Origin of the sequence: Thermoanaerobacter kivui (assembly GCF_000763575.1) — a bacterium.
Lineage (GTDB): Bacteria > Bacillota > Thermoanaerobacteria > Thermoanaerobacterales > Thermoanaerobacteraceae > Thermoanaerobacter > Thermoanaerobacter kivui.
In genome coordinates, this window is sequence record NZ_CP009170.1 from 857,426 (window position 1) to 884,377 (window position 26,952).

27 protein-coding genes, 1 tRNA gene, 1 pseudogene and 1 riboswitch are annotated in these 26,952 nt (G+C 34.6%); of the genes and pseudogenes, 26 read left to right on the forward strand and 3 right to left on the reverse strand.

Translation table 11 applies throughout. The annotated features are described in order from the left end of the window. The first annotated feature begins 3 nt into the window (after positions 1–3). From TKV_RS04310 to typA, 8 genes and pseudogenes are all read left to right on the forward strand, one after another. Positions 4–564 (forward strand): lytic transglycosylase domain-containing protein, encoded by a 561-nt coding sequence (locus TKV_RS04310; RefSeq protein ID WP_049684885.1) that lies wholly within the window; start codon positions 4–6, stop codon positions 562–564. A 127-nt stretch (positions 565–691) separates the two neighbouring features. Further along, positions 692–1,104 (forward strand): annotated as a pseudogene (locus TKV_RS04315) (MerR family DNA-binding transcriptional regulator). Next, the gene (locus TKV_RS04320; protein WP_049684886.1) at positions 1,085–2,521 is read left to right on the forward strand and encodes an IS200/IS605 family accessory protein TnpB-related protein; all 1,437 of its coding nucleotides are present in this window, start codon (positions 1,085–1,087) and stop codon (positions 2,519–2,521) included. The pseudogene TKV_RS04315 and the gene TKV_RS04320 overlap by 20 nt, the downstream one beginning before the upstream one ends. 146 nt (positions 2,522–2,667) lie before the next feature. Beyond that, a complete protein-coding gene (locus tag TKV_RS04325; protein WP_049684887.1) occupies positions 2,668–3,702 on the forward strand; it encodes a nicotinate phosphoribosyltransferase in 1,035 nt (344 codons plus the stop codon). 19 nt (positions 3,703–3,721) lie between these two features. After that, the gene (locus TKV_RS04330) at positions 3,722–5,305 is read left to right on the forward strand and encodes an ABC transporter substrate-binding protein (protein WP_049684888.1); all 1,584 of its coding nucleotides are present in this window, start codon (positions 3,722–3,724) and stop codon (positions 5,303–5,305) included. A 183-nt stretch (positions 5,306–5,488) separates the two neighbouring features. After that, a tRNA-Leu gene (locus TKV_RS04335) sits at positions 5,489–5,573 on the forward strand. A gap of 158 nt (positions 5,574–5,731) precedes the next feature. Then, positions 5,732–5,864: riboswitch (cyclic di-AMP (ydaO/yuaA leader) on the forward strand. A 5-nt stretch (positions 5,865–5,869) separates the two neighbouring features. Then, positions 5,870–6,793: a C40 family peptidase gene (locus TKV_RS04340; protein ID WP_049684889.1), complete on the forward strand. Its 924-nt coding sequence runs from the start codon at positions 5,870–5,872 to the stop codon at positions 6,791–6,793. A gap of 120 nt (positions 6,794–6,913) precedes the next feature. Then, positions 6,914–8,737 (forward strand): translational GTPase TypA, encoded by a 1,824-nt coding sequence (gene typA / locus TKV_RS04345; protein WP_049684890.1) that lies wholly within the window; start codon positions 6,914–6,916, stop codon positions 8,735–8,737. 22 nt (positions 8,738–8,759) lie between these two features. On the opposite strand, the gene TKV_RS04350 is transcribed toward typA, so the two are convergent. Continuing rightward, the gene (locus tag TKV_RS04350; RefSeq protein ID WP_049684891.1) at positions 8,760–9,320 is read right to left on the reverse strand and encodes a lytic transglycosylase domain-containing protein; all 561 of its coding nucleotides are present in this window, start codon (positions 9,318–9,320) and stop codon (positions 8,760–8,762) included. 159 nt (positions 9,321–9,479) lie between these two features. On the opposite strand from TKV_RS04350, the gene TKV_RS04355 reads away from it, so the two are divergent. From TKV_RS04355 to TKV_RS04440, 18 genes are all read left to right on the forward strand, one after another. Then, entirely contained in the window at positions 9,480–10,250 is a 771-nt protein-coding gene (locus tag TKV_RS04355) for a hypothetical protein (protein ID WP_049686207.1), read from the forward strand. Between the two features lie 212 nt (positions 10,251–10,462). Further along, on the forward strand, positions 10,463–10,711 hold the full coding sequence (locus TKV_RS04360; protein WP_049684892.1) for a DUF4321 domain-containing protein: 249 nt from the start codon (positions 10,463–10,465) through the stop codon (positions 10,709–10,711). A gap of 8 nt (positions 10,712–10,719) precedes the next feature. Further along, positions 10,720–11,295: a nucleoside triphosphate pyrophosphatase gene (locus TKV_RS04365; RefSeq protein WP_049686208.1), complete on the forward strand. Its 576-nt coding sequence runs from the start codon at positions 10,720–10,722 to the stop codon at positions 11,293–11,295. 34 nt (positions 11,296–11,329) lie between these two features. Further along, positions 11,330–12,010: a RadC family protein gene (radC, locus tag TKV_RS04370; protein ID WP_049684893.1), complete on the forward strand. Its 681-nt coding sequence runs from the start codon at positions 11,330–11,332 to the stop codon at positions 12,008–12,010. Positions 12,011–12,031: 21 nt separating this feature from the next. After that, positions 12,032–13,051 carry a rod shape-determining protein gene (locus tag TKV_RS04375; RefSeq protein ID WP_049684894.1) on the forward strand — a complete coding sequence of 340 codons (1,020 nt, stop codon included), beginning with the start codon at positions 12,032–12,034 and terminating at the stop codon, positions 13,049–13,051. A 13-nt stretch (positions 13,052–13,064) separates the two neighbouring features. Continuing rightward, complete coding sequence (gene mreC / locus TKV_RS04380; protein WP_049684895.1) at positions 13,065–13,895, forward strand: rod shape-determining protein MreC; 831 nt, start codon at positions 13,065–13,067, stop codon at positions 13,893–13,895. A 5-nt stretch (positions 13,896–13,900) separates the two neighbouring features. Beyond that, entirely contained in the window at positions 13,901–14,413 is a 513-nt protein-coding gene (mreD, locus tag TKV_RS04385; RefSeq protein WP_049684896.1) for a rod shape-determining protein MreD, read from the forward strand. A gap of 3 nt (positions 14,414–14,416) precedes the next feature. Then, positions 14,417–16,735: a penicillin-binding protein 2 gene (locus tag TKV_RS04390; protein WP_049684897.1), complete on the forward strand. Its 2,319-nt coding sequence runs from the start codon at positions 14,417–14,419 to the stop codon at positions 16,733–16,735. Positions 16,736–16,837: 102 nt separating this feature from the next. After that, positions 16,838–17,485 carry a septum site-determining protein MinC gene (minC, locus tag TKV_RS04395; RefSeq protein WP_049684898.1) on the forward strand — a complete coding sequence of 216 codons (648 nt, stop codon included), beginning with the start codon at positions 16,838–16,840 and terminating at the stop codon, positions 17,483–17,485. A 40-nt stretch (positions 17,486–17,525) separates the two neighbouring features. Next, complete coding sequence (minD, locus tag TKV_RS04400) at positions 17,526–18,320, forward strand: septum site-determining protein MinD (RefSeq protein ID WP_049684899.1); 795 nt, start codon at positions 17,526–17,528, stop codon at positions 18,318–18,320. Positions 18,321–18,345: 25 nt separating this feature from the next. Next, complete coding sequence (gene minE, locus TKV_RS04405) at positions 18,346–18,621, forward strand: cell division topological specificity factor MinE (RefSeq protein ID WP_049684900.1); 276 nt, start codon at positions 18,346–18,348, stop codon at positions 18,619–18,621. A gap of 91 nt (positions 18,622–18,712) precedes the next feature. Further along, the gene (gene rodA / locus TKV_RS04410; RefSeq protein ID WP_049684901.1) at positions 18,713–19,810 is read left to right on the forward strand and encodes a rod shape-determining protein RodA; all 1,098 of its coding nucleotides are present in this window, start codon (positions 18,713–18,715) and stop codon (positions 19,808–19,810) included. An 11-nt stretch (positions 19,811–19,821) separates the two neighbouring features. Next, the gene (gene mgsA, locus TKV_RS04415; protein WP_003870967.1) at positions 19,822–20,220 is read left to right on the forward strand and encodes a methylglyoxal synthase; all 399 of its coding nucleotides are present in this window, start codon (positions 19,822–19,824) and stop codon (positions 20,218–20,220) included. Positions 20,221–20,282: 62 nt separating this feature from the next. After that, the gene (locus tag TKV_RS04420) at positions 20,283–21,032 is read left to right on the forward strand and encodes a M23 family metallopeptidase (RefSeq protein ID WP_049684902.1); all 750 of its coding nucleotides are present in this window, start codon (positions 20,283–20,285) and stop codon (positions 21,030–21,032) included. Further along, the gene (locus tag TKV_RS04425) at positions 21,029–21,883 is read left to right on the forward strand and encodes a M50 family metallopeptidase (RefSeq protein ID WP_049684903.1); all 855 of its coding nucleotides are present in this window, start codon (positions 21,029–21,031) and stop codon (positions 21,881–21,883) included. Before TKV_RS04420 ends, TKV_RS04425 begins: the two co-directional genes overlap by 4 nt. A gap of 16 nt (positions 21,884–21,899) precedes the next feature. Next, the gene (locus TKV_RS04430; protein WP_049684904.1) at positions 21,900–23,753 is read left to right on the forward strand and encodes a TIGR03960 family B12-binding radical SAM protein; all 1,854 of its coding nucleotides are present in this window, start codon (positions 21,900–21,902) and stop codon (positions 23,751–23,753) included. Further along, complete coding sequence (locus TKV_RS04435) at positions 23,734–24,387, forward strand: TIGR03936 family radical SAM-associated protein (RefSeq protein WP_003870963.1); 654 nt, start codon at positions 23,734–23,736, stop codon at positions 24,385–24,387. Before TKV_RS04430 ends, TKV_RS04435 begins: the two co-directional genes overlap by 20 nt. Positions 24,388–24,394: 7 nt before the next feature. Then, positions 24,395–25,828, forward strand: coding sequence for an Rne/Rng family ribonuclease (locus TKV_RS04440; RefSeq protein ID WP_003870962.1), 1,434 nt, complete (start codon positions 24,395–24,397; stop codon positions 25,826–25,828). A 50-nt stretch (positions 25,829–25,878) separates the two neighbouring features. Here the strand turns inward: TKV_RS04440 and queF are convergent, their stop codons facing one another. Then, on the reverse strand, positions 25,879–26,280 hold the full coding sequence (queF, locus tag TKV_RS04445; protein ID WP_003871514.1) for a preQ(1) synthase: 402 nt from the start codon (positions 26,278–26,280) through the stop codon (positions 25,879–25,881). Continuing rightward, positions 26,270–26,752 carry a QueT transporter family protein gene (locus TKV_RS04450; protein WP_049684905.1) on the reverse strand — a complete coding sequence of 161 codons (483 nt, stop codon included), beginning with the start codon at positions 26,750–26,752 and terminating at the stop codon, positions 26,270–26,272. Before TKV_RS04450 ends, queF begins: the two co-directional genes overlap by 11 nt. Positions 26,753–26,952 lie beyond the last annotated feature (200 nt).

The following is a 26,952-nucleotide window of genomic DNA, read 5'->3' on the forward strand; positions in this document are numbered from 1 at the left end:
ACTTTGAAGAAGAGAGTAATAGTAATAGCATTGGTTGTAATAAGCCTTTTACTCACCGAGGAGCTAAATACCCATTATTTTTTAAAAAAAATTTATCCCCTTAAATATAAAGAGTATGTCGTTTACTATTCGAGTGAATATGGCATAGACCCTTATCTTGTTTTTGCAGTGATAAAAGTTGAAAGCAATTTTAATCCCAATGCAGTATCCAGCAAAAATGCCATAGGGCTCATGCAGATTCTGCCTGAGACTGGAAGCTGGGTTGCTAAAAAGATAGGTATAAAGAATTACAAGGAGGACTTGCTCTTTGATCCTAAATATAATATTCAAATAGGAACATGGTATTTATCATATTTGTTAAAAACTTTTGATGGCAATGTGCAATTAGCTGTTGCGGCTTACAATGGGGGAAGTGGAAATGTGGACAATTGGCTTAAAGATAAAAGATTTTCAAAGGATGGCAAAAAACTCCACAATGTTCCATTCCCTGAAACGGACAGGTACATCAAAAAGGTATTGGGAGTTTATAATCTTTATAAAATACTTTACAATCATAATGATTAAACTAATACAAAAATATGCAAAAAACTGATATAATAGTATCGTTAGGATAGAAAAATAAAGAAAGGGAGGTAGGTAACAGTTGAAGATAGTCATGCAAAGTGGTATAATTTTAATTGGGTGATAACAAATGTTACTAAGCATGCAAAAAGTAAAGGAAATGTACTCAATTAGTCGAAGAACACTTATAAACTGGGAAAAGGAAGGATTAATAACACCTGTGAGAACTCCAAAAGGCATCAGAAGGTATAAAAAAGAAGATATAGAGGAGTTATTAGGCATGCTGGAAGAAAAACCAAAACCTAAAGTAGTTTTGTATGCAAGAGTGTCCACAAAGAAACAGGAAGAATATCTTAAGAATCAAATTAGAAGGCTTGAAGAATACGCTAATTCCAAAGGATGGCAGTATGAAGTCATACATGAGATAGCAAGTGGGGTAAATGAAATAAAGAGCTAGCAGAAGACTTAATAGCAATAGTAACATCTTTCGCAGCAAGAATTTACGGGCAAAGGGGCAAAAAACATGATAGTGATACAGGCTAAACTTATTTTTCTAAATCAACAAGCCAAACAAATAGTATTAGACTTAATGAGAAGATGGTCATCCTGCGTAAGATACGCATACAAAAGGCTTCTAGAAGGTTATGATAGAAAAACATTAAAAAGAGACCTTCAGGGAATATTTGACTTAAACTCAAGGTATGTAGATGATGCAATAATGAAAGCAAGGAGTACACTGGAATCTGCGAAAGAACTAGGTAAAAGTCCAAGAAAAGTCATTTTTGGCGGGAAAAAACTGTTTAGAAAACTTCAAAAACATCATTTAAATGGTAAAGCATATAAAAAATTAAAAATTAGGTGGCAGGAGAAAAGAAAAGGAAATCTCTATTCAAGAGGGGATAAAAGCAAAAAAGGAAATCTCAACACAAGAATAGAAGTAAGAAAAAACGGCACTTTCTTAAGGATAAATGTAGGGGAAAGAAAATATGTATACGCCAAAATAGAAGCAGGCTACAAAAAGAATAAAAAAAGAAAAGAACTCCTGCAGGAAATTGCCCAATCAAACATACCATACTCTGTAGAACTAAAACTCAAAAATGGCAGCATATGCGCCTATTTTGCCATTGAAGAACAATATCCAGAAATAAAAATAACAAAAGAAAAAGGAATCATAGGAATAGATGTGAACGCATATCCGGACAACATATCATGGGCAGAAGTAGATGAAAAAGGAAATCTAATAAGCTATGGCAGTATACCAATGCCGGAACTTGCAAGCGGCAATTCAGATAAAAGAGAGTATTTCAGATGGCAGTATGTTCATGAGATAGTAAAGATAGCAAAAGAAAAAAGAAAAGCAATAGTAATTGAAAAATTAGACATAAAAAACAAAGGAGAAAAAGGAGACTTTTCAGGCAAAAAGTCAAGGAGAATAAGACATAACTTTAGCTACAAATCCCTTTTAAAAAAGATAAAAATTTTAGCAAAAAAGGAAGGGATAGAAGTAATAGAAGTCAATCCTTCTTACACCTCAATAATAGGCATGTTAAAATATGCGCCGCAGTACATGATAACAAAAGACATAGCAGCAGCTTACGTAATAGCAAGAAGAGGATTAGGCAGAGAAGAAAAGATACCAGACAATTATATAAAGTTTCTTAACGCACTAACTATAGATGAATTAGAAGAATTAAAAAAGCATGTAAAGAAAACAGTCAGGAACAAGCAGTTGAAGAAAAAACACTTAAAAGAGATAAATAAAGCAATAGAAATTTTACAAAGCCTTGAGAGTGAGCCAGGAAGGGTGCTAAAACCTCTGGATGGAACAAGTTTTAGTACCTATGATTTCTGGCAAGTTCTCAAGGCAGCGGTGGTAACTCCACTCTCCCCTGAGAAGGTGCCAAGAGACTTCTCTGCCCTAAAAAAGCTGTTAATTCAGGGCAAGTGGGGAGACCCATAAAGGCGTGAGTCCCTGCTTCTTGGGGCAGGGGCTATGGCTTTCCCAAATACCGCCTGCTGGGGCTGGGAAAGCCTGAAGGGCGGACTACAAATACCCCAGCTGCCCAAACTGCACAGTTTTGCACAATTTGGGTAACCAGGACACAGATGAAACCGTTAAAATACTTAAAAGACTTAAAAGAAGTAAAAGTTGAAAGGGATAGGGAGTTCTTTTCTGCTACTCACGAAGAGATTAAAAATGCTTGGACTACTGATGTGTATTTTTTGCGCACCCAAGATATTTTGTCACATCTTGGGATACAGGACAAAGTGGTGACGGCAGAAATATTTGCAAGGGAAAAAGGAGTTTTTGCGGGTTTACCCGAAGTGATGAGTTTGCTTAAAGATAAAAAAGTGGAGGTGTGGTCTTTAGAAGAAGGAGACACTTTTGAGGTAAAAGAAACTGTAATGAGAATAAAAGGTCCCTACAGCGAATTTGGAGTTTATGAGACAGCTATATTAGGAATTCTTGCTAGTTCCTCAGGTTGGGCTACTGCTGCCAGGGAACTTAAAGAGGTGGCGAAGGATAAGCCGGTTTTGTGCTTTGGAGCAAGGCATGTGCATCCAGCGGTAGCTCCTGTCATGGAAAGAGCAGCTTTGGTGGGTGGGGCAGATGATGCCAGCTGCATCCTTGGCGCAAAGCTTATGAGAAAAGACCCTAAAGGGACAGTCCCTCATGCCGCATTTCTAATTGCAGGAGATACTTTAGAGGTGGCAAGGGCTTACAGAGATATAACGGCTCAGGATGAAAAAATAACTATTTTAGTTGATACTTTTAAAGACGAAGTGGAAGAAGCTTTAAGAGTGGCTGAATTTTTGGGTGATAGGTTATATGGAGTAAGACTTGATACTCCTTCAGAAAGAGGAGGAGTTACTCCCAGTTTGGTTTATGAACTAAGACAAAGGCTTAATCAGAAGGGATTTACAAATGTAAAAATTATAGTTTCGGGTGGTCTGACACCTGAAAGGGTTGCAGAACTTTCTGAAAGTGGCGCAGATGCTTTTGGTGTTGGAAGTTACATATCTGATGCACAACCTATTGATATGACAATGGACATTAAAGAAGTAGAAGGAAAACCTATTGCTAAGCGAGGAAGAATTCCTGGAATTATCGAAAATAAAAAATTGAAAAAGATAAAATAGTTTTCGGAGATGATAGTTAATGAGAAAATTTATTATATTATCTTTCATTTTGATGTTTATTTTTACAGGATACAAAACTACTCCGCAAAATATGGTAAATTTACCTCAAGCATCTGAGGACAAAACTAAGATTGAAGAAGAAAAGCCAGTAGAGGGTGGCACTTTAAGAATAAATATCACTTCTTTTGATGCATTAAATCCTTTTTTAAATGACAATGAACGAGTAAGACAAATGTTGAATTTGTCATTGGAAGGATTAGTTACCTTGGATAAAACTTTAAAGCCTGTTCCTCAATTAGCAGAAAACTGGCAGATAAATGGACTTAATATAAAATTTTATTTAAAAAAGAATGTTAAATGGCAGGATGGAGTAAGTTTTACAGCTAATGATGTAAAATTTACTTTTGATTCTTTTAAAAATAAGGATGTAAAAAGTCCTTATAGGGATATTCTCATTAACTATCTCTCCTCTTATAAGACAAATGGTGATTATGAATTTGAAGTTGTTTTAAATAAACCTGTTGCAAATCCAATAGCTTTGTTTACTTTTCCTATTCTAGCTGAGCACCAATATAAAGGTAAGGAAGATATTTTAAATAAAGATATTGTACCTATTGGTACAGGACCCTATAAGATATCTTCTTACAGCGTTGGCAGAGAAGTTATTTTTGAAAGAAATCCTTATTATAGAGGTGACAAACCTTATATAGATAGTATAGTATTTAAAATTGTGCCTAATGAAAATGCTATGATAACATCTTTTCAAAGCAAAGAAGCAGATTTTACTTTTTTAAATGACATAGACTGGGATAAGTATAAAGAACTTTCAAATGTAAATATTTACAAATATATTATGCAAGATTATGTATTTATGGCTCCTAATTATCAAAATCCAGCTTTGAAAGATTCAAATGTCAGGAAAGCGATGTGTTATGGAATAGATGTTGACAAAATTTTGAAAGAAGTATATTTTAGTCATGGGTTAAAGTCATGTATTCCGGTTCGTCCTGATTCATGGCTTTATAGCAATAAAATAGTATCTCATAATTACGATATAAAAGAGGCAAATAAAATATTAGAGGAAAGTGGTTGGAATTTAGTTAAAGGGATAAGGAGCAATGGAACTTATCAGCTCAAATTTGATTTGCTGGTAAATGCAAATAATCCATATTTGATTAAAGTTGCTCAAATTATAAAGAATAATTTAAAAGATGTAGGAATTGAAATAAACATTGTACCAAAAGATTGGGGCAATTTACTAAGTTCTGTATATTCGGGTAAATTTGATTTGGTGTTAATGGAGTGGAATTTAAGTTATAATCAAGATATGTCTACATTGTTTATGACAAAAGGCAAAGACAATTTTATGGGTTATAGTAATTCTAAAGTTGATGAAATATATAGTAGAATTTTTTATGATTCAGAAGAGAATTCTTTAAAAACAGATTATCAGGCTTTGGAACAAGTTTTTTTAGAGGAACAACCCATAATTGGCCTTTTCTATATTGAAGGAGCAGTTATGGCATATGACAATGTAAAAGTTGTGGACCCTACTGGTTTTGATGTTTTTTATAATATAGAAAAATGGTATATAAAAAAGTAGTGTAAAATTATCGTAGAATTTAAAGAAAAACAAGCATACCGTAAAAACTTTGATTGAAGATATTTCAAGGGTTGTCGCTGAAAATTATCCTACAGTATTTTGACACCATCCATAAAAAAATAGCTATTGACACTGACTTAAAAAGATTATATAATTCATAGTGTGACGAAATTAAAAAAGCGTGCGGTGGTGGCGGAACTGGCAGACGCGTACGTTTGAGGGGCGTATGGGGTTTCCCGTGTGGGTTCAAGTCCCACCCTCCGCACCATAAAAGAGAAAAGAGGCGTTAAGCCTTTTATTTTTTTGTCACACAAATTATTAATTTTTTATAAAATATATTAAAAAAAGATCAAAAAATTTAAGAAAATGTAATGTAAACATTGACTTTGACTGTAGGATATGATAAGATAAGACAAAAGGACAAAATATGCAATCTTGCCGAATCCGAAAGGTACGGAGGAACCGCTTTTTGGGGTTAATCTGTAGCTTTAAGCTGCAGTAGGGATACCTTCTGTCCCGCACCCGACAGCTAACTCCGGAGGCAATAAAGGAAGGAGATTTGCAGTGGATCAGCGAATAGGAAAGATGATTTTTGGAATTTCTGTGTTTGGTGCGACGCTGATTGGTAGCTCTTTTTTGAACCCAGCGTTTGCGGAAGGATTGGGAGTTGGAAAGATTACAGGCAATTATGTAAATGTGCGGACTCAAGGAAGCTTATCAGGAAGTGTCATTGCCCGCTTAAATTGGAATGACACAGTGACTGTGTTAGATAAGGAAAACGGGTGGTACAAGATAAAGCTTTCTGATGGAAGAGAAGGATGGGTTTTTGGTGAATATTTATCCGTAAGAAATTCTTCTAATGTCTCAAGAGGAGATTCGGAAAAAGCAGCAAGTGTTGGTATAGTGACAGGTAGTTATGTAAATGTGCGAAGTGAAGGAAGTTTATCAGGGAGTATCATAACACAGCTTAACAAGAATACTACAGTAAACGTGTTGGATAAGCAAAACGGATGGTACAAGATAAAGCTTTCTGATGGAAGAGAAGGATGGGTTTTTGGCGAGTATTTGTCTGTGAGAAGTTCTTCAAATACCTCAAGGGGCGAAGTAGATAGAAGTCTTGTAGATAAATTGATAGATTTTGCTAAGTCTTTTGTGGGGACTCCCTATGTATACGGAGGTGCAACTCCCAAAGGATTTGATTGTTCTGGCTTTGTTCAATACGTTTTTAAAAATTATGGCTTTGATTTGCCAAGGACGGCAAATGAACAGGCTACTGTGGGAGAGAAAGTGAGTTATGACAGTCTTGTGCGGGGAGATTTGGTGTTTTTTACGACGTTGGGGAGTAGTGTCATAAATCATGTGGGAATATATATAGGCAATGGAGAGTTTATAAACAGTTCTTCTGGCAGAGGGAAGGTCATAATAAGTCCTTTAGATGAAGGGTACTATAAAGAGCACTATGTTACAGCAAGAAGGATTATAAAATGACCTATGATAAAAAGAGTACTCGAAAGAGTGCTCTTTTTTTATATTGACTATTTTTATTCCTTGAGATATTATATAATACTGTATACGCGATATAGCCTATTTTATGGAAGGAGATACCTTATGAAATTTGTAAGAGAAGATGTAAGAAATATAGCCATTATTGCTCATGTTGATCATGGAAAAACTACTTTGGTTGATGCTATGCTTAAACAAAGCGGTATTTTTAGGTCAAATGAAAAAGTTGAGGAAAGGATTTTGGATTTTAACGATTTAGAAAGAGAAAGAGGAATAACGATTCTTGCAAAAAATACCGCTATACGATATAAAGATGTGAAAATAAATATAGTGGATACCCCAGGACATGCGGATTTTAGCGGTGAAGTAGAGCGAGTATTAAAAATGGTAGATGGGGTACTTTTGTTGGTGGATTCTTTTGAAGGACCTATGCCACAGACCCGTTTTGTATTAAGTAAAGCATTGGAACTGGATCTAAAACCTATAGTTGTCATAAATAAAATTGATAGGCCTGATGCAAGGCCTCAGGAGGTTATTGACGAAGTTTTAGATCTATTTATTGAATTAGGAGCAAATGATGACCAAATTGATTTCCCTGTTGTCTACACCTCTGCAAAAGAAGGTATAGCAAAATTAAGTTTAGAAGAAGAGTCTCATGACTTGAGACCTCTTTTTGATACGATTTTAGACTATATTCCTGCACCAATAGGAGATGTTGAAGCACCATTACAACTTATAGTGACTACTTTAGATTATGATGATTACATTGGGAGAATTGCCATTGGAAAAGTAGTTAGAGGAAAAATAATTTCAGGGGAAGAAGCGGCCATATGTAAAAGAGATGGGTCAATACAAAAAGTTCACATAAATAATCTATATCAGTTTGAAGGACTAAAAAGAGTGCAAGTAGAAGAAGCAAGTTTAGGAGATATTGTGGCAGTTTCAGGCATAAGCGATATTGAGATTGGAGAGACCATTGCAGATAGGGATAATCCTGAAGCGGTAGACTTTGTTCGAATAGAAGAGCCTACAGTTTCTATGACTTTTAGTGTAAATACCAGTCCTTTTGCTGGAACTGAAGGTAAATACGTTACTTCAAGACATTTAAGAGAAAGGCTTTTTAAAGAGCTAGAGACAAACGTAGCATTGCGAGTTGAAGAAACAGATTCTACTGATTCTTTTAAGGTGTCTGGAAGAGGAGAGCTGCATCTTTCTATTTTAATTGAGACTATGAGACGGGAAGGGTATGAATTACAGGTTTCTAAGCCTACAGTGATTTTTAAAGAAGTAAATGGAGTAAAAATGGAACCTATTGAACTTTTGACAATAGATATTCCTGAAGAATATATGGGAGTTGTAATGGAAAAATTAGGACCGAGAAAAGCTGAATTGATGGATATGCACACATTAAAGCCAGGAACTATAAGGCTTAAGTTTAAAATACCTACACGAGGCTTAATAGGGTATCGGTCTGAATTTTTAACAGATACAAAAGGAAATGGCATAATGACCTCTGTCTTTTATGATTATGAACCTTACAAAGGAGACATTCCTTCTCGTACGAGAGGCGCTCTTGTAGCTTTTGAGACGGGGGTTGCGACAACTTATGGCCTTTACAATGCTCAAGAGAGAGGGACACTTTTTATAGAGCCAGGTACAAAAGTGTATGAAGGGATGGTTGTGGGAGTTAATTCAAGAAGTGGAGATATTGAGGTCAATGTATGTAAGAAAAAACATGTGACAAATTTAAGGTCTGCAACGGCGGATGAGGCTTTGAGGCTATCTCCTGTAAAAAAGATGTCCTTAGAAGAAGCATTAGAGTTTATAGATAATGATGAATTAGTGGAAGTTACTCCTCAAAGCATTAGAATACGAAAAAAGATTTTGGATTCACAACAAAGATATAAAAATGCAAAATATAACAAATAGGGGAGCCTTTTTGGCTCCTTTATTATTTATTATATAAGTCATTTAAAATTTTGTTTATATAATTTATAGTTTCTTGGTAAGGGGGAATACCTTGATATTTTTCTACTGATTGAGGACCAGCATTATATGCAGCTAATGCTAAACTTACGTCTTTATATGTATCTAACAAGCTTTTTAAATACCTCACTCCTCCGTCTATATTTTGTGAGGCGTCGAAAGGATTGTCAACATTTAGTTCTTTTGCGGTAGAAGGCATAAGTTGCATAAGACCCATTGCTCCAGCTTTTGAAATGGCAAATTGATTGAAATTGGATTCTGCTTTAATGATGGATTTAATGAGATTTGCATCTACATTGTACTTTTTGCTGGCTTCCTCTATTAATTTTTCTATTTGTTGCATATCTACTTTTTTGGCTGTGAAAGAGTTTGTGTTATTTTGTGTGCTGAGTTGTTGGCTTTGCAGTGTATTATTTAAAATTTCTTCAAAAGATTTATCTGTATTAAATATTTTTACATTTGGTGGAAGTCTATTTTGGATTTCTCTAAATTTGCTTTGTATTAATTCATCAATATAGTTTGACAAAATATCCCCTCCTATCTATATAATTCGACAAAAATCTTCTAAAACCTCTTTTAAAAATGTAAATTAAGAAAAAAGTCCTATAAAAAATTTTTAAAGGATTTTTTAAGTTTGTATAGTATAATATACTTAAGAGATTTTTTAGTAAGGATTGATAAAAGGATGAAAAACGAAAGAATGCTAAGAATCTTGATTTTTATTATAATAGTTCCTGTTATTTCTCTTTTAGCAGGTTACTTGGTTTCTCAAAATATCATTGAGCCTAATATATCAAAAGGGGAAAATAGTTATAATTTTGACGAATTAAATCTTAAAGGAATAGATATTTTTCAAGTTGTGTTAGGGAATTATTCAAGTTTTGAGGATGCAAAATATAATGATGACTTGATGAAAATGAAAAATGTGTATTCTTTTATTTATAAAAATTCCGATGAATATTTGCTGATAGGTGGCATCTTTTTAGAAGAGGAACAGGCTTCTCTTTTTTCTTCTCGATTAAAATCTCAAGGGTTAGGAAATGATGTTTATGTGTACAGAGGACCTGTTGTAAAGCTTAGATATGACAAAAAAATAACAAATGAAGTGGTTGAGTTTGAAAAAACTTTACAAAGGTTTAAAGAAATTTTAGATTATATGTCTGCTCTTTCTTACAAGGCTTCTAATGATAAATTGCAAGATACTGAACTGGAAAGATTAAAAGAGCAATTGAACTTTTTTAGAGGCGAAATTAAAAATTTTAATGATGAAAGTTTAAACAAAATTGAAGGGAAAATGATAGAAATCATTGATAAGATAACAGAAGAAATCAAAAAGATACAAATTTCTGTTGCTTTAAATGATAAAAATAGCTTTAGACTACTGCAAGAAAATTTATGGCAATCCTGCAATGAGTACAATGAATTTTTAAAGTCTATCGCTATTAAAAATAAGTGATGGGGTGTAATTACGGAAGGTCAACTAGCTAAAATTTTGTTAAATTATTAACGAAAATACGACAAAAAAGATGAATGTGCTCCTAATAATCGTATTAGGAGCTTTACCATTTTTTTATTTTAAAGTTAGTTATAGAAATGTATATAATTTGTGATATAATAAAAAAAAATGGGTAGTTTATAATGGCAATACAGCTTAAGGAGTGAGAGAAATTGAGAAGAGGCAAAAGTCCATGGATATTGGTATTTTTAATTGTCGTAGGACTAATTTTAGGAGGTTTTTTAGGGGACTTACTGGCGCATTTTTTCAAACAATTAGCCTATCAGCAAATAATAGGAATGAATCATCCCCTCACACTGGATTTGAATTTTATTAGGTTTTCTTTTATGCTGTCCTTTAAAATAAATGTGGGGAGTGTTTTGGGATTAATTCTTGCAATATATGCTTATTATAAGATGTAGGTGATATGATGAGAATTGTCCTCGCTTCAAAATCTCCAAGAAGAAAGGAACTACTTTCAAATTTAGGACTTAAGTTTGAAGTAATTGAAAGTGGTATAGAGGAATATTCAAATGAAAAGCATCCTTCTAAATATGTAATGGACTTATCCTTTCACAAAGCCATGGCAGTTGCCAAAAAGTTAAATGAAGAGGCTGTAGTGATAGGTGCTGATACTGTTGTGGTAGTAGATGATAAAGTTTTAGAAAAGCCTAAAGACAGAGAGGAAGCTTATACTATGCTTAAAAGCTTGCAGGGAAGATTTCATACAGTGTACACAGGAATTACTGTTGTAAGGGCACAGGATTTTAAGTATGTGAGGGATTTTGAGGAGACAAAAGTTTGGATCAAAAAATTAGAAGATGAGGAAATATTTAATTATATAGATACTGGCGAATGTTATGATAAAGCGGGAGCATATGCTATACAAGGATTTGGTGCTCTTATTGTTGAAAAGATTGAAGGAGATTATTTTAATGTGGTAGGTCTTCCAATTTCAAAACTTTTTGATATTTTAAAAAGAGAGTTTGGTATAAGGTTACTTTGAAAGGGTGAAAGTATTGGGCAAGGATGCAAAAATCATGATAAAAGACTTGCCTTACGAAGAAAGACCCAGAGAAAGACTTATAAAACATGGGGCTCAAGTATTGTCAAATGTCGAGTTGATAGCTATAATAATAGGGACAGGAAGTAAAAGAGAAAGTGCCATTAGTTTAGCACAAAGGCTTATAATGGAAGATAGAGGGCTTAAATTCATTGTAGATTCAAGTGTAGAAAAGCTTGCCAGCATAAAAGGAATTGGTATAGCTAAGGCAGTAAAGCTAAAAGCTGCAGTAGAATTAGGACGCAGAATGATGTTATCTACGGGAAGTGATAGTTTCACAATAACATCGCCAGAAGATGTCATAAATTTGATGATGGATGAAATGAGGTATTTGAATAAAGAATATTTTAAAGTGATAATGTTGAATGTTAAAAATAAAGTTATTGCAATCGAAACTATTTCTATAGGAAGTTTAAATACTTCCATTGTGCATCCCAGGGAAGTGTTTAAGGCCGCAATTGAAAGGTCATCTTCCTCTATAATTTTGGTTCACAATCACCCCAGTGGAGACCCTACTCCTAGCAGAGAAGACATAGAAGTGACAAAAAGGTTGGTAGAAGGAGGAAATATACTGGGTATAAAAGTTTTAGATCATGTTATAATTGGAGATGGGAGAGGTATAAGTCTTAAAGAAAAAGGGTATTATGAGTTTGAATAAAATAGGAAGGAGTATACGCAAATGAGAGGATTTTCTAGAGATATTGGAATTGATTTAGGTACTGCAACAACTTTGGTATATGTACAAGGTAAAGGAATTGTTTTAAGAGAGCCTTCGGTTGTGGCGATGAGAACTGATTCAAAGGCGATTCTTGCGGTTGGAGAAGAAGCAAAAAAGATGGTAGGAAGAACTCCAGGCAACATAATTGCTATAAGACCCATGAGAGATGGTGTAATAGCTGATTTTGACATAACGAAGATTATGCTTGACCATTTTATAAGTAAAGTCAATCCCAGAAAGGGACTATTTAGACCCAGGGTTATCGTGGGTATACCTTCTGGTGTGACAGAAGTAGAAAAAAGAGCTGTTATTGAAGCAGCTCTACAAGCGGGTGCTAAGGAAGCTCATACTGTAGAAGAGCCTATGGCTGCAGCAATTGGAGCAGGGCTTCCCGTTGAAGAGCCTACTGGCAGCATGGTTGTGGATATAGGCGGTGGTACTACAGATGTAGCTGTAATTTCTCTTGGAGGAATTGTTACCAGCAAGTCTTTGAGGGTTGGCGGAGATGAAATGGACGAAGCCATAATCAACTATATAAAGAGAGAGTACAACCTCATGATAGGTGAAAGGACTGCAGAAGAGATAAAAATCCAAATTGGGTCAGCTTTTCCAAAGCCAAAAGAAGAAACAATGGACATAAGAGGAAGAGATTTGGTATCAGGACTTCCTAAAACTCTTAAAATTACTTCAACAGAGATTTTGGAGGCATTAAAAGACCCAGTATCCAGCATAATAGAGGCTATAAAGATGACCCTTGAAAAGACTCCGCCAGAACTTGCAGCAGATATTATGGACAGAGGAATCATGCTGACAGGCGGTGGTGCACTTTTAAGCGGTATAGACAAACTTATAAGAGAAGAGACGGGAATGCCTGTCCAGATTGCAGATCAGCCTACTGATTGTGTGGCACTTGGTGCTGGCAAAATTCTTGAAGAAAGTTCGCTGTTTAGGAGAGTTTTAAGCCCTGTGAATAGAAGTTGAGAGGTGTATTAAAGTGCCACGTTTTTTTAGGAATAAGCAGTTTATTTTAGTTTTTTTGATAGCCGTGGCGCTTATTGCCGCCATGGCTTATACCTATGATACTGGAAGGTATGTTACCAAATTAGAATCTGCAGTAGGATATATTTTTTCTCCTGTTCAAAGAGTTTTTTATAAGACTGGCAAGGGAATTTTTAATTTTTTTTCTTCAATTAAAGAAATAGGCACACTGAGAGCGACGAATGAAAAACTCCAAAAGGAAGTTGAAAAATTGCGAAAAGAAAATGTCAGATTACAAGAATTGATAAATGAAAATAAAAGACTTAAAGAAGCGTTGAACTTTAAAACAGAAAATACAGAGTTAGATATGAAACTTGCCAGTATTATAAGTAAAAATCCTGGTAATTGGTTTAATACTTTTAATATTGACATAGGCAAAAGTTCTGGAATTAAACCTGGCATGGCAGTTTTAGATGAAAAAGGCAATATGGTAGGACAGATTACAGCTGTGGGAGATAATTGGTCAAAAGTATTGGCGATTATAGACAGAGATAGTTCTGTAAGTGCTGTAGATGTCAGAACGAGAGATAATGGTATTGTGAGAGGAGATTCTAGCGGTGGCCTGACAATGATATATCTTCCCCTTGATGCTGAAATTATTGAAGGTGACATAATTACCACTTCTGATATGAGCAAATTCCCCAAAGGATTGATAATAGGAAAAGTGACCAAAGTTACACGGGACTCTGGTTCTTTGTTAAAACAAGCTATCATAAAGCCGGCAGCAGATTTTGAGCGGTTAGAATATGTATTTGTAGTGACTAATATAAAAGGTACAGGGAAGTAGATTTTATGAGAAGTGCATATAAATATTTATTAATTGTATTGTTAATTGTTTTGCAATCTACTTTATTTAGATTTATCAGTTTTTTTGGTGTTAAACCAGATGCTGTATTTATCGTTGTGTTGAGTTTTTCACTTTTAAACGGTTCGTGGGAGGCTATTTATTTAAGCCTTTTTGCGGGGCTTCTTCAAGATATTTTATACAACAATGCAATAGGAGTCGTTACACTTCCTTTGCTAATTGTAAGCTATATAACCGGGCTTTTAAGCAAAAGCGTTTTTAAAGAAAGTTCTTTTGTGGCTTTTGTGTTTGTGTTTTTAGGTACTATTCTTTATAACCTAATAATAATGTTTTCCATGGTATTGATGAAATATGAGTTTAATTTTATAGAAAGCTTTATGGATATTGTTATTATACAAGCGATTTACAATTCCATTATTACCGCTTTTGCATATAAGTATTTGGTTTCTTTTAACAAATATCTAATTAAAAACAGCAGTAATTTTTTTAAGAAAATGTAGTTTTTGAGGGTGATGTGTTTGAATGAGCATCTCAAAAAAAGGTTTTACAATTTGGCGATCATCATAATTCTCCTTTTTGTTGTTTTAGTGTCCAGGCTAATTTATCTTCAACTTATAAAAGGCGACTATTTTAGAGAACTATCGGTAAGACAAGCGATTAGACTTATACCTATTGATGCTCCTCGCGGTGATATTGTGGATAGATACGGGGTAAAACTTGCGACGAGCAGACCAAGTTTTACTATAGATATCATGAAAGGAGATGTAGTTGATAGCCATCTCAATGAAACGATACTAAAGTTAATGGATATTTTGACGAAAAATAATGTGAAGTATAAAGATGATCTGCCAATATATCTCGATGACAAAGGTAATCCTTATTTTAATTTTAAAAATCCTGATGAAGCATCAGTAAAAGAAGAAATTTTAAAAGACAGAGAAATAGCTTGGAAAAAAGCCAACAATATAAGCGAGAATTCCACTGCAAAGGAAGCATGGGATATTTTGATGAAAAAGTTCAAGATACGGAAGAATTTAGATCCTTATGAAGCAAGAAAGATAATGGTAGTACGGCAATTGATGGAAGAACAGGGTTACAATCAATATCAGCCAGTAGAAATAGCCTTAGACGTTGACCAAAAGACAGTCGCTGAAATTGAAGAGAGACATTTTGAACTTCCCGGGGTCATGATAAGCATAAAACCTGTAAGGTATTATCCTCATGGAACGTTGTTATCCCAAACGTTGGGATATATTGGGCGTATAACTCAAGAAGACTTGAAAAAACTCGATATGAGCAATTACAAACTTACAGATTTAGTGGGACATTCTGGCCTTGAAACTTTGTACGAAAAATATTTGAAAGGAAAAGATGGGGGACAGCAAGTAGAAGTAGATAATTTCGGAAGGCTAATAAAAAACTTAAACAATGTTCCTCCTGTGCCAGGAGATACTATATTTTTGACTATTGACAAAAATATCCAAGAAGCAGCAGAGCAATCTCTCACAAAAACTATGGAAAACATTAGAAACGGAAAATACGGCAAAAAATATCCTAACGCTAACATTGGAGCTGCTGTAGTAGTAGATGTCCATACGGGAAAAATTTTGGCATTAGCTAGTGTTCCTGGTTTTGACCCTAACATTTTTGCCACAGGTAATCCTCCTGCCAGCATAGTAAATGAACTTTTTAAAGCGAGAAATGCAACAGTTGAACCCAGCCCTGTTTTCAATTATGCGACACAGGGAGCAGTACCTCCAGGGTCAACCTTTAAAATGGCAGTTGCTTTAGCAGCTTTGGAAAGTGGCGTGACAACAGTCGATGAGAAGTATTTAGACCCAGGCATTTATCCTTATACCAAACAGACTAACTGGCTGTGGAATGAGTATCATCAGACGCAAGGATGGGTAAGTGTATCTGATGCGATTAAATACTCAGTTGACACTTATTTTTACGAAATGGGAAGAAGAATGGGAATAGACAAAATTGTAGAATATGCCAAAAAATTTGGTCTTGACCAGAAAACTGGTATTGAAATATATGAAACAAAAGGAATAATAGCAAGCCCACAGTATAAAAGAGAATATTACCTTGGTTTAATAAAATCAATGGTAAAAAGCGACAAAAATCCAAATGGCAAGATAACAGAAGAACAGTATGACAAAATTGTGAAAATTGTTGATTCAGGAAATCTCAGCGATTACAATACTTTCCTTCAATTAAAAAAAATGGGAATTAAAGATTCCGAACTTCAAAGAGAATTGTGGAGACTCATGTATTTTGCGAGACATTGGAGCTTGACAGATACTTGTAGTGCTGCAATAGGTCAGGGGGATAATCAATTCACTCCTTTAGAGATTGTAAGCTATATATCTACACTAGTTAATGGAGGTACAAGGTATAGGTTGCATTTAGTTGACAAGATTGTTTCTCCTGACGGTAAGGTTATAGAAGAGACAAAACCAGAGGTTTTAGGAAAGATTGATATTCCACAAAAATATCTTGATGCAATAAAGTTGGGAATGAAAGGTGTAACTGAGAGAGGAGGAACTGCAAGCGCTGCTTTCAGTGGATTTCCTATTCCAGTAGGTGGGAAAACTGGTACTGCAGAAGTAGGCATCAAAGGAAGAGACAATTATGCCTGGTTTGTAGGTTTTGCGCCTTATGACAATCCTCAAATTGCTGTTGTAACGGTTATATATCAAGGTGGTGCAGGATCTTATGCGGCATACGTTGCAAGAGATATATTTGACGCTTATTTTGGCTTGAGCAAAGACAAAACAAACGAAAGTTTTACAGTAGTAAATTCACCGATAAGATGATGTAATTTTGAGGATATTTTATCCTCTTTTTTCTTTGATAAAGAAGGAAAATTGCAATTTGTGGAGAATATAGATAATAACGAGGATTTTTGGAGGTAGATTATGATAAAGGATACTGTAAAAATTCAAGGGACAAAAGATGGACTGGCAATTATAGTGGAAGATGGTGTAGATATTGATACTGTGAGAGAAAAAATCATAAACAGAATTGAGAAGTCACTTAAATTTTTTCAAGGTGCAAATCTTATCGTTAGAGTAAAAAGTCTAAATGTAAATGATGAAGAATTAGAGAATTTGAAGAATTTTATTTTTGATAAATATGGTGTTGAGGTGCAGATAAAAAAATTTCAAGAGAGGCATCTTAAAAATGTGACGGAAGGGGAGGAAATTTTTAATGGTTTAGAAGAAGGTATAACAAAATTTTATAAAGGTACTGTGAGGTCTGGACAAGTTGTCAGATATTTTGGGAATCTTGTCGTAATAGGAGATGTGAATCCTGGAGGAATAGTACAAGCTGCTGGCAATATAGTTGTAATGGGGACTTTGAGGGGAATAGCTCACGCAGGATTTACAGGCAACAAAGATGCAGTCATTGTCGCTTCTTCTTTAAGAGCGATGCAGCTTAGAATAGCCAGCATAATTTCAAGAGCTCCTGATAAAGATGAGGCAATCGATTATCCCGAAATTGCCGTTGTCAAAAAAGGTAAAATTATTGTAAAACCTCTTTACCACAACATTGATTTATGGTAAAATATTCTAAAAAATAATATAAATAGAATGGAGTGGTATGATGAGTGAAGCTATAGTTATAACTTCTGGAAAAGGTGGAGTTGGTAAAACTACTTCTACAGCTAATATTGGTACATATCTTGCCATTAAAGGTTATAAGGTTGTTTTGGTGGATACTGATATAGGGCTTAGAAATCTTGATGTAGTTATGGGATTAGAAAACAGAATTGTGTACGACATAGTGGATGTTGTAGAAGGCCAGTGCAGACTGAAGCAAGCTCTTATAAAAGATAAAAGATTTGACGGTTTGTATCTTTTACCAGCTGCTCAAACGAGAGATAAATCGGCAGTTACTCCTGAACAAATGCAGAAATTGATAGGTGATTTAAAGGAAGAGTTTGATTACATTTTAGTTGATTGTCCTGCGGGAATAGAACAGGGGTTTAGAAATGCCATTTCTGGAGCTGATAGAGCGATTGTGGTGACTACTCCTGAAGTTTCAGCGGTAAGGGATGCAGACAGAATTATAGGGCTTTTAGAAGCTGCAGAACTTCACAATCCGATGTTAGTCATAAACAGGATTAAAATGGATATGGTAAAGCGTGGAGATATGATGAATATTGAAGACATCATTGACATTTTGGCAATAGACCTTTTGGGTGTCATTCCCGATGATGAGAATATAATCATTTCTTCCAACAGAGGAGAACCTATAGTTACAGATGAAAAGTCATTGGCGGGACAAGCATACAGGAATTTGGTGGAAAGGCTTTTGGGCAACGATGTACCTTTGATTAATCTTGATGTAGGAAACGGTTTTATGGATAAGCTCAAGAGACTTTTCAAGATGGCTTAAATCGCTTTTTAGGGAGGTGTAATTTGTGGAGTTATTTAAATCTTTTATGGGAAAGAGTAACAGTAAAGACATAGCAAAAGAGAGGCTACAGCTTTTATTAGTGCATGATAGGTCTGATGTTTCTCCTAAATTTTTGGAGATGATAAAGGAAGATATATTAAATGTCATTTCTAATTATGTGGATATTGACGAAGCAGGCTTGAATGTGGAGATTACAAAAGAGAAAAGAAGTGATAATACCTACATGCCTGCTCTTCATGCAAATATCCCCATAAAAAAAATGAAGCAGGTGATAAGATAACTGGCTTTGTGCCAGTTTTTTTGTGTGGTGAAAGCCTTTTTTATGTGATATAATACAGGTTGTAATATAAAACTGAGAAGGGGAATAAAAAGTGTTTAACAAAAAGCTTCTTAAAAATTTTGATTGGGGACTTTTGATTACTGTGATTTTAATATCTGTGTACAGTGTCATCGTAATAGCCAGTGCTTCCCACGCTATTGAGACGGGTTCTTACAAAAAAGTCATAGTCCAGACTGTTGCTATTCTTATTGGCCTTTTATCTATTGTGGCAATATGCCTTATTGATTACAATGTACTGGCTAAATTTTCTTCTTTGATTTATATCCTGAATGTAATAAGCCTTTTGTTGGTTTTAGCAATTGGCAAAGTAAGCAATGGTGCTCAGAGCTGGATACACCTAGGTCCTGTTGATATTCAGCCTTCTGAGTTTTCCAAAATAGCCCTTATATTGACTCTGGCAAATATGTTCAGCAATACTGAGGAAATAAAGACTTTTAAAGAACTTTTATGGCCTATGGTCTACGTGGGAATTCCTTTTGTTGTAGTCATGTTACAGCCAGACTTAGGTACTACTCTGGTGTTTGTAGCGATTTTTTTGACTATGGTATATATTTCAGGAATAAGAACTAAAGTGTTGGCTCAGCTAATTGGTTTAGGTATTGCGATGCTGCCTCTTGGATACGAAATACTAAAGCCTTACCAAAGAAATAGACTTTTGTCTTTTTTAAATCCTGAAATGGACCCGATGGGAACAGGTTACCATGTGATTCAGTCTAAAATTGCTATCGGTTCAGGAATGTTTTGGGGAAAGGGGCTTTTTCATGGAAGCCAAACTCAGCTCTATTATCTTCCCGAAGCATGGACAGACTTTATTTTTTCTGTTGTAGGGGAAGAATTAGGGTTTATAGGGGCATCTATACTGATAGTTCTCTATGCCATTATGCTGTATAAAGCTTGGAAGATTGCTTATAATGCTAAAGATAAATATGGAATGCTCGTGGCCGTAGGAATTATTGCTATGTTTACATTTCATATCTTTGAAAATATAGGGATGACTATTGGGATAATGCCAATCACAGGTATTCCTCTTCCTTTTATGAGCTATGGGGGAAGTGCAATGGTAGCAGACATGATGGCAATAGGACTTTTAGAAAATATAAGCATGAGAAGGCAAAAGATAAACTTTTAGGGGGAATTTCTATGAATATAGCTTTGATAGCCCATGACCAAAAAAAAGAACTTATGGTGAATTTCGCAATTGCCTATAAGCATATCTTTGAAAAATGCAATATATACGCAACAGGCCATACAGGACAACTTATCAAGGAGGCGACAGGTCTAAATGTAAATTGCCTTTTACCCGGCCCTCTTGGTGGAGACCAACAGATTGGTGCAATGATTGCTGAAAATAAGATTGATATGGTGATTTTTTTAAGAGACCCACTTACGGCTCAACCCCATGAACCAGATATTTTGGCTCTGCTTAGAGTTTGTGATGTGCATTCTATTCCATTGGCGACTAATATCGCTACTGCAGAAGTTTTATTGAAGGGAATGGAGCAAGGACTTTTAGAGTGGAGAGAAATAGCAGATAAATAAAATAATTTATCATAATAATGCCTCCTTCAAAATAAAATGTAACATAGAAGGAGGCATATATCATGAAATACCAACGAATTCCTTATTATTCTCCCAAAAAATTTAGCACTTACAAAAAGTATGCAGAGCTATTTGAAAATCAATTAATTATTTCATTAGTTTTATTAGGAATGATTTTGCTTTTTAAAGCAGTTGACGTGCCTATAGCTAACTCTTTTATAAATGCTACTAAAAGTGCGCTAAGTTATGATATGAATTACGAAAACACAAAGAAAGGGTTAAAATTAGTTCAAAGTAAGATTCCTTGGCTTAAAGAAAGTGTGATAAAAGTTTTTTCTCCCACTGAAGAAAAAACTTCAGAAAATAAAACTTCTTCTGATGTTCCTCAGGCTTCTATCAAAATGATTGCACCTGTTACTGGAAAGGTAACCTCTGGCTTTGGAATGAGGGTTGATCCTATTACAAACCAATTGACAAATCACACTGGTATTGATATAGATGCTCCTATTGGAACAGAAGTGAAGGCAGCATTAGATGGGGTAGTAATGTTAGTGGAGGAGCAAAACCAGGATTTTGGAAAAGTCATAGTTTTAAGGCATGCTAATGATGTAAGGACCGTCTATGCTCATTTATCAGAAATTTTAGTGAAAGAAAAAGACCAAGTAAAACAAGGGGATATAATTGGGAAGACAGGCGATACTGGGAAAGTCACTGCTCCTCACTTGCATTTTGAAGTTTGGGAAAATGGCAAGCCAGTAGACCCCTTGACAAAGATTGTTATAGGGGATGCTGCCAGTGAAGGCGCAAAATGAAATTTAGAGGGATTGAAGTAAAAATACATTTTTCTACTTTTGCATTTGCATTACTCTTAATTGCAACGGGATTTATAAAAGAATTAATTGCTATTTTTGCTACAGTTTTCGTTCACGAATGTGGACACATTTATATTGCCAAGAAACTAAAAGTAGAGGTGCTACAAGTCAATATCTATCCTTTTGGAGGAATTGCTCTTTTGGACAGCATAGTGTTTATAAGACCAGACTTAGAAGTGTTAGTTGCACTGGCAGGACCTATGTCCAATATTTTTTTTGCTTTTTTTGGAGAATTCATTTCACAAGTTTTACAAATAGACATGGATTATTTTATAAAAGCTAGTATTGCAATGGCTTTTTTTAATCTACTGCCAGGGCTTCCTTTGGATGGAGGACGGGTTTTAAAAAGTGTTTTGTCATATTTTATTAGCCTAAGAAGTGCTATTGCGACTGCTGTTTTTTCTTCCTATGCTATTTCTCTCGTTATGTTATATCTTCTTCTAAAAGGCATATTCAATTGGAAGCTAAATGTTGTTTATGCTTTTTTATCGGTGTTATTAGTAGTCGCGGCAAATAAAGAGAAAAAGGCATCAGCTTTTTTGCAAATGAGAGATCTTTTTAGGAAAAAAACAGAGTTCTACAAAAAAGGATTGATGGGGGTACATCATATAGCAGTATTAGAAAAGGAGACAATTGCAAATGTTATAAAAAGTTTTATACCTGCTAAATACCATGTTATAATAATATTAGACGACAAATTTAGGGAAAAATATAGAATAACCGAGACTCAGCTTTTTGAATATGCGGTAGAACATGGATTGTATTTACCAATTGGTGAGATTATAAAATGACTATGGAGGAAGGAAGATGAATAACTTAAAGGATAAAATAGATGCTTTGCTTATGAAAGTAAGCAAACCTACAAGATACACAGGAGGAGAATTAAATTCTTCTATAAAAAATCCGGAGGAAGTCAAAGTAAGATTTGCTTTTGCTTTTCCGGATGTATATGAAGTGGGAATGTCTCATTTGGGGCTTAGAATTTTATACCATCTTTTAAACAAAAGAGAAGACGTATATTGTGAAAGGGTTTTTGCGCCATGGTTGGATATGGAAAAACTCATGAGGGAAAATGACATTCCTCTTTTTAGTTTAGAGACAAAAACCACATTAGATAAATTTGACTTTATAGGTTTTACTCTCCAGTATGAGTTAAGTTATACAAATGTAATAAATATGCTTAACTTAGCGGGTATTCCTATCCTATCAAGAGATAGGAAAGGGTTACCTTTTGTCATTGCTGGTGGACCCTGTGCTTATAACCCTGCTCCTTTATCTGACGTTATTGACTTTTTTGTAATGGGAGAAGGAGAAGAGGTCATAAATGAAATTATTGACGCTTATATAGATTGGAAGAAAAGAGGAGGAGAAAGAGAAGAATTTTTACAAATTGTTTCTCAAATCAAAGGAGTATATGTTCCTAAGTACTATATGGAAGTATACAATCAAGATGGAACAATAAAAGAGATAAGGCCTATTAAAAAAGGAGTGCCCGAAAAGGTAAAGAAAAGAATAGTTAAAGATTTTGGAAATGTGTATCATCCTGAGGAGCAAATTGTTCCTTTTATGGACATAGTTCACGATAGAATAATGTTAGAAATTTTTAGAGGATGTACTCGTGGTTGTAGATTTTGTCAAGCTGGCATGATATATAGGCCAGTGAGGGAAAAATCAAAGGAAAAAATTTTAGATTTAGCGGACAAGCTTATAAAATCTACAGGGTATGAGGAAATATCTTTAACTTCTTTAAGTACTTGTGATTATTCTCAAATTGAAGACTTAGTCAAAAAACTGATTGATAAATATAGGGATAAAGGAGTTGGAGTTTCTATACCCTCTACACGAGTAGACGCTGTATCTATAAATTTGTTAAAAGAAATACAAAAAGTTAGAAAAACAGGTCTTACTTTAGCACCAGAAGCTGGTACACAAAGACTTAGAGACGTAATTAATAAAGGGGTTACAGAGGAGGACCTTTTGGTAGCGACAAAAGAAGCTTTTTCTGCTGGATGGACTAATGTCAAGCTGTATTTCATGATAGGACTTCCTACAGAGACGATGGAGGATGTTGAAGGAATAGCCGATTTGGCTTATAAAGTTGTGGACACTTACAAGCAAGTAAAAGGTAACGTAAAAAATTTAAAAGTTACTATAAGCACTTCTACTTTTGTGCCTAAACCTTTTACGCCTTTCCAGTGGGTAGGGCAAGACGGCATTAAAAGCATAATGGACAAGCAGGATTTGCTTAAAAAGAGACTAAAAAGTAAAGTTTTAAAATACAACTGGCACAACCCTTATATGAGCTTTTTGGAAGCTGTCATATCGAGAGGGGATAGAAAAGTCGGAAAAGCTATAATAAAAGCCTGGGAAAAAGGATGCAAATTTGACGGATGGGAAGAATATCTTAATTATGACAAATGGGAAGAGGCTTTTAAGGAGGTAGGTGTAAATCCTCACTTTTATGCCAATAGAGAAAGAAGTTTAGAAGAAGTATTTCCATGGGATGTAATAGACGTTGGGGTGGATAAAAGATATTTGATTAGAGAATATAAAAAATCTCAAGAAGGAAGAATTACACCTGACTGCAGGCTCTATTGTACAGGTTGTGGAGTAAAGGACTTTGATGAGGGGGTAGTATGTTTTGAAGCGTCTAAGAAATAAATATACAAAAGATGAAAGAGTCAAATTTATTTCCCATTTAGACCTTTTGCGAGTATTTCAAAGGGCTTTGAGAAGAGCCGATATAAAAGTGGCTTTTTCACAAGGATTTAATCCCCATCCCAAAATTTCTTTTGGGCCTGCACTTGTGGTGGGAGCAACGACAGAAGGAGATTATATGGATATAGATGTGGAAGAAGATATTTCTCCTGAAGAATTCAGAAAAAAGATGAACAAAGTGTTACCACCTGGTATTGAAATTGTGGAAAGTTATGAGGTAGAATTAAATGATGCGCTTTCTACAAAAATAAAAGGAGCAGAGTATATTTTGCAAGTCAATGTTAAAAAAAGTATTAAAGATATTCAAAATAAAATAGAAGAATTTATGAAAAGAGATATAATTGAGATAGAAAAAGAGAGTAAAAGTGGCAGAAAAATGGTAAATATAAGACCTTATGTTTTGGAATTAAAGGTAATTGAAGAGGCAGAAGATTATTTTAAATTTTATATAAAATTAAAATTAGGAGAGGGAGCTCCTAATCCATTGCATTTATTAAAAGCTTTGAATGATTACATTGGAGACTTGTTTGATATGGACTTTTATAAACTTCACAGAAAAAATATGATTTTAGAATAAGTACGGGGTGAAAATTTTGAAAAGACTTATATTGGACATTGATGAAAATTTGAGTCAAATTGCTTTATTAGAAAATGGGAAGCTAAAGGAGTACCATCCAGAGAAAAGAGATGGAAAAAATATTTTGGGAAATATTTATAAAGGTAAGATTCAAAATGTTTTAAAAGGTATGCAGGCGGCCTTTGTAGATATTGGAATTGGTAAGAACGCTTTTTTATTTTCTGACGATGTGCTTTTTCAACAAGAAAATTTACCCAAAAGCATTACACAAGTTTTAAAACCAGGCCAACCAATAATGGTTCAAGTATCAAAAGAAGCAGTAGGCATGAAAAATCCCAGAGTGACCGCTAATATTTCTTTGCCGGGGAAATATGTCGTTTTAATGCCTAATGTCGACTACGTCGGAATTTCCCATAGGATTGAGGAAGAAGGGGAAAGGAAAAGGCTTCAGGAAATTGTGAAAGAATTAAAACCTGATGGTATGGGGATAATTGTCAGAACAGCTGCATTAGAGGCGACAGAACAGCAAATGCGGGAGGATTTAGACGAATTAATTCGCTTGTATGAGAAAATACAAAAAGATTTTCAAAATGCTCCCCTTCCTTCTTTGATATACAAAGAAGAGGATTTTGCAATTAAGTATTTGAGGGATTTGCTTTCTGATGAGGTAGATGAAATTGTGGTAAACGACAAAGAAGAGTATGAGAACATAAAAAGATATTTAAAAAATGTAGGAAAGGAAAATATTTCAGTTACTTATGAAGAAGGAGACTTAATGGGGATTTATGGAGCAGATTTTCAAGTTGAGAAATTGTTAGAAAAAAAGGTATGGTTAAAAAGTGGAGGTTTTGTAATAATAGACCAAACAGAAGCTCTTACTGTAATTGATGTAAACACAGGAAAGTACGTAGGAAAATCTTCTTTAGAGGAGACAATATACAAGACCAATCTTGAAGCAGCAGAAGAAATTGCCCTGCAGCTTAAGTTAAGAGATATTGGTGGAATAATTATTATTGACTTTATAGACATGAAAAATGAAAATTTTAGAAAGGATTTGCTGGAGTTTTTCAAAAAAGAACTCCAAAAAGACAGGACAAAATGCAGTGTATTAGGGTATACTCAATTAGGGCTTGTTGAGATGACAAGAAAAAGAGTGAGGTCGCAAGTAGGCTCATACCTTAAAGAAAAATGCCCTATATGTGAAGGGGAAGGGATGGTTTATTCAACTGAGTACATCTACAAAAGATTAAGGAATAATATAGAGAGAGTGTTGCGACATATAAAAGTGCGAAAAATCTACATAAAAGGGAATGATAAAGTTGTTAAAATCGCGGCAGAAAAGGAAATTGTAAAATTTTACAAAGAGAAATTTAATGTAGATCTCGAAGTTGTTGTTGACAATAACAAAAAATATGGCCATTTTGAGATAGAATTTGAATAAAGAATCAATATGAAAAAGCTGCCCAAGGAAATTTTTGGGCAGCTTTATATCTACTTTTCTTTTTCATATTTTGCCACAATTCTCGTGGCTATTCCACCTCTTTCTTGAAACTCACCTATTACTTCCATAAATTTTGGCTGTAGAAGTTCAACTAAGTCATCTAAAATTCTATTTATAGCATGTTCTTGCAATATGCCCACGTTTCTATAGGATGTAAGATAATATTTTAAGGATTTAAGCTCTACAAGCTTTTTCGAAGGTATATATCTTATAGTAAGCTTTGCATTATCAGGTAATCCTGTCCAAGGACAAACAGAAGAAAATTCATTAGTGATATATTCCACAATAGTATTTTTTTCAGGGTATTCATATTCAATAGATTCTAAAACTTCTTTGTCAATCTTTTCATAACCGTAAGTGTCAAATCTTCTCTCTTTATATTTATCTGTCAAATTTCACAACTCCTTTCTTTTCGATTGTAAAAAACAAAAAATATCCAGTTACAAGAAGCACAACTTCAGCCAATCCTACGCTTAAGAAGGTTGGAATAAATGGTATATTGGCAGAGACATTTAAGGTGATTCCCACTGATGCTGCAATCCAAAGAGCTACAAATACAGCACCTACCAATTTATGGGTAAGTCTTCCAATGTAGTATCCAATTGTACAGCCAATCAAGTTTGAAAGAGGCATAAAAATGAGTTCCATTGCACCAGCAAATGGACTAAACAAATTTGCAAAAAAATTTCCTATCATCATGGAAATGGCGTATTTTTTATTGAATACTACAATGGATTTTGTAACTTCACCTATTCGGAACTGGATAGGCAAAAATGAAATGGAAGAAAATGTAACTGTCAGTACAAAATAAATTGCCGCAACGAGAGCGATTTCTGCTAGATCTTTCATTCTTTTTTTAGACACAAAATTACCTCCTTTGTTTTGTTAACTGGGGTTACCGCGACCCAGGTGAGCATTTTGCTCACTAAAATTAATTTTAGCACAATTACATAAGTGGTTTCAATATAAAAACTCTTTCTATCAATCAAATGGCAAAATTAGACGAGGGTGTTTTAATCGTTATCAAAAAATTTATAATTTTTGTTGACAATAGCAATTTGTAT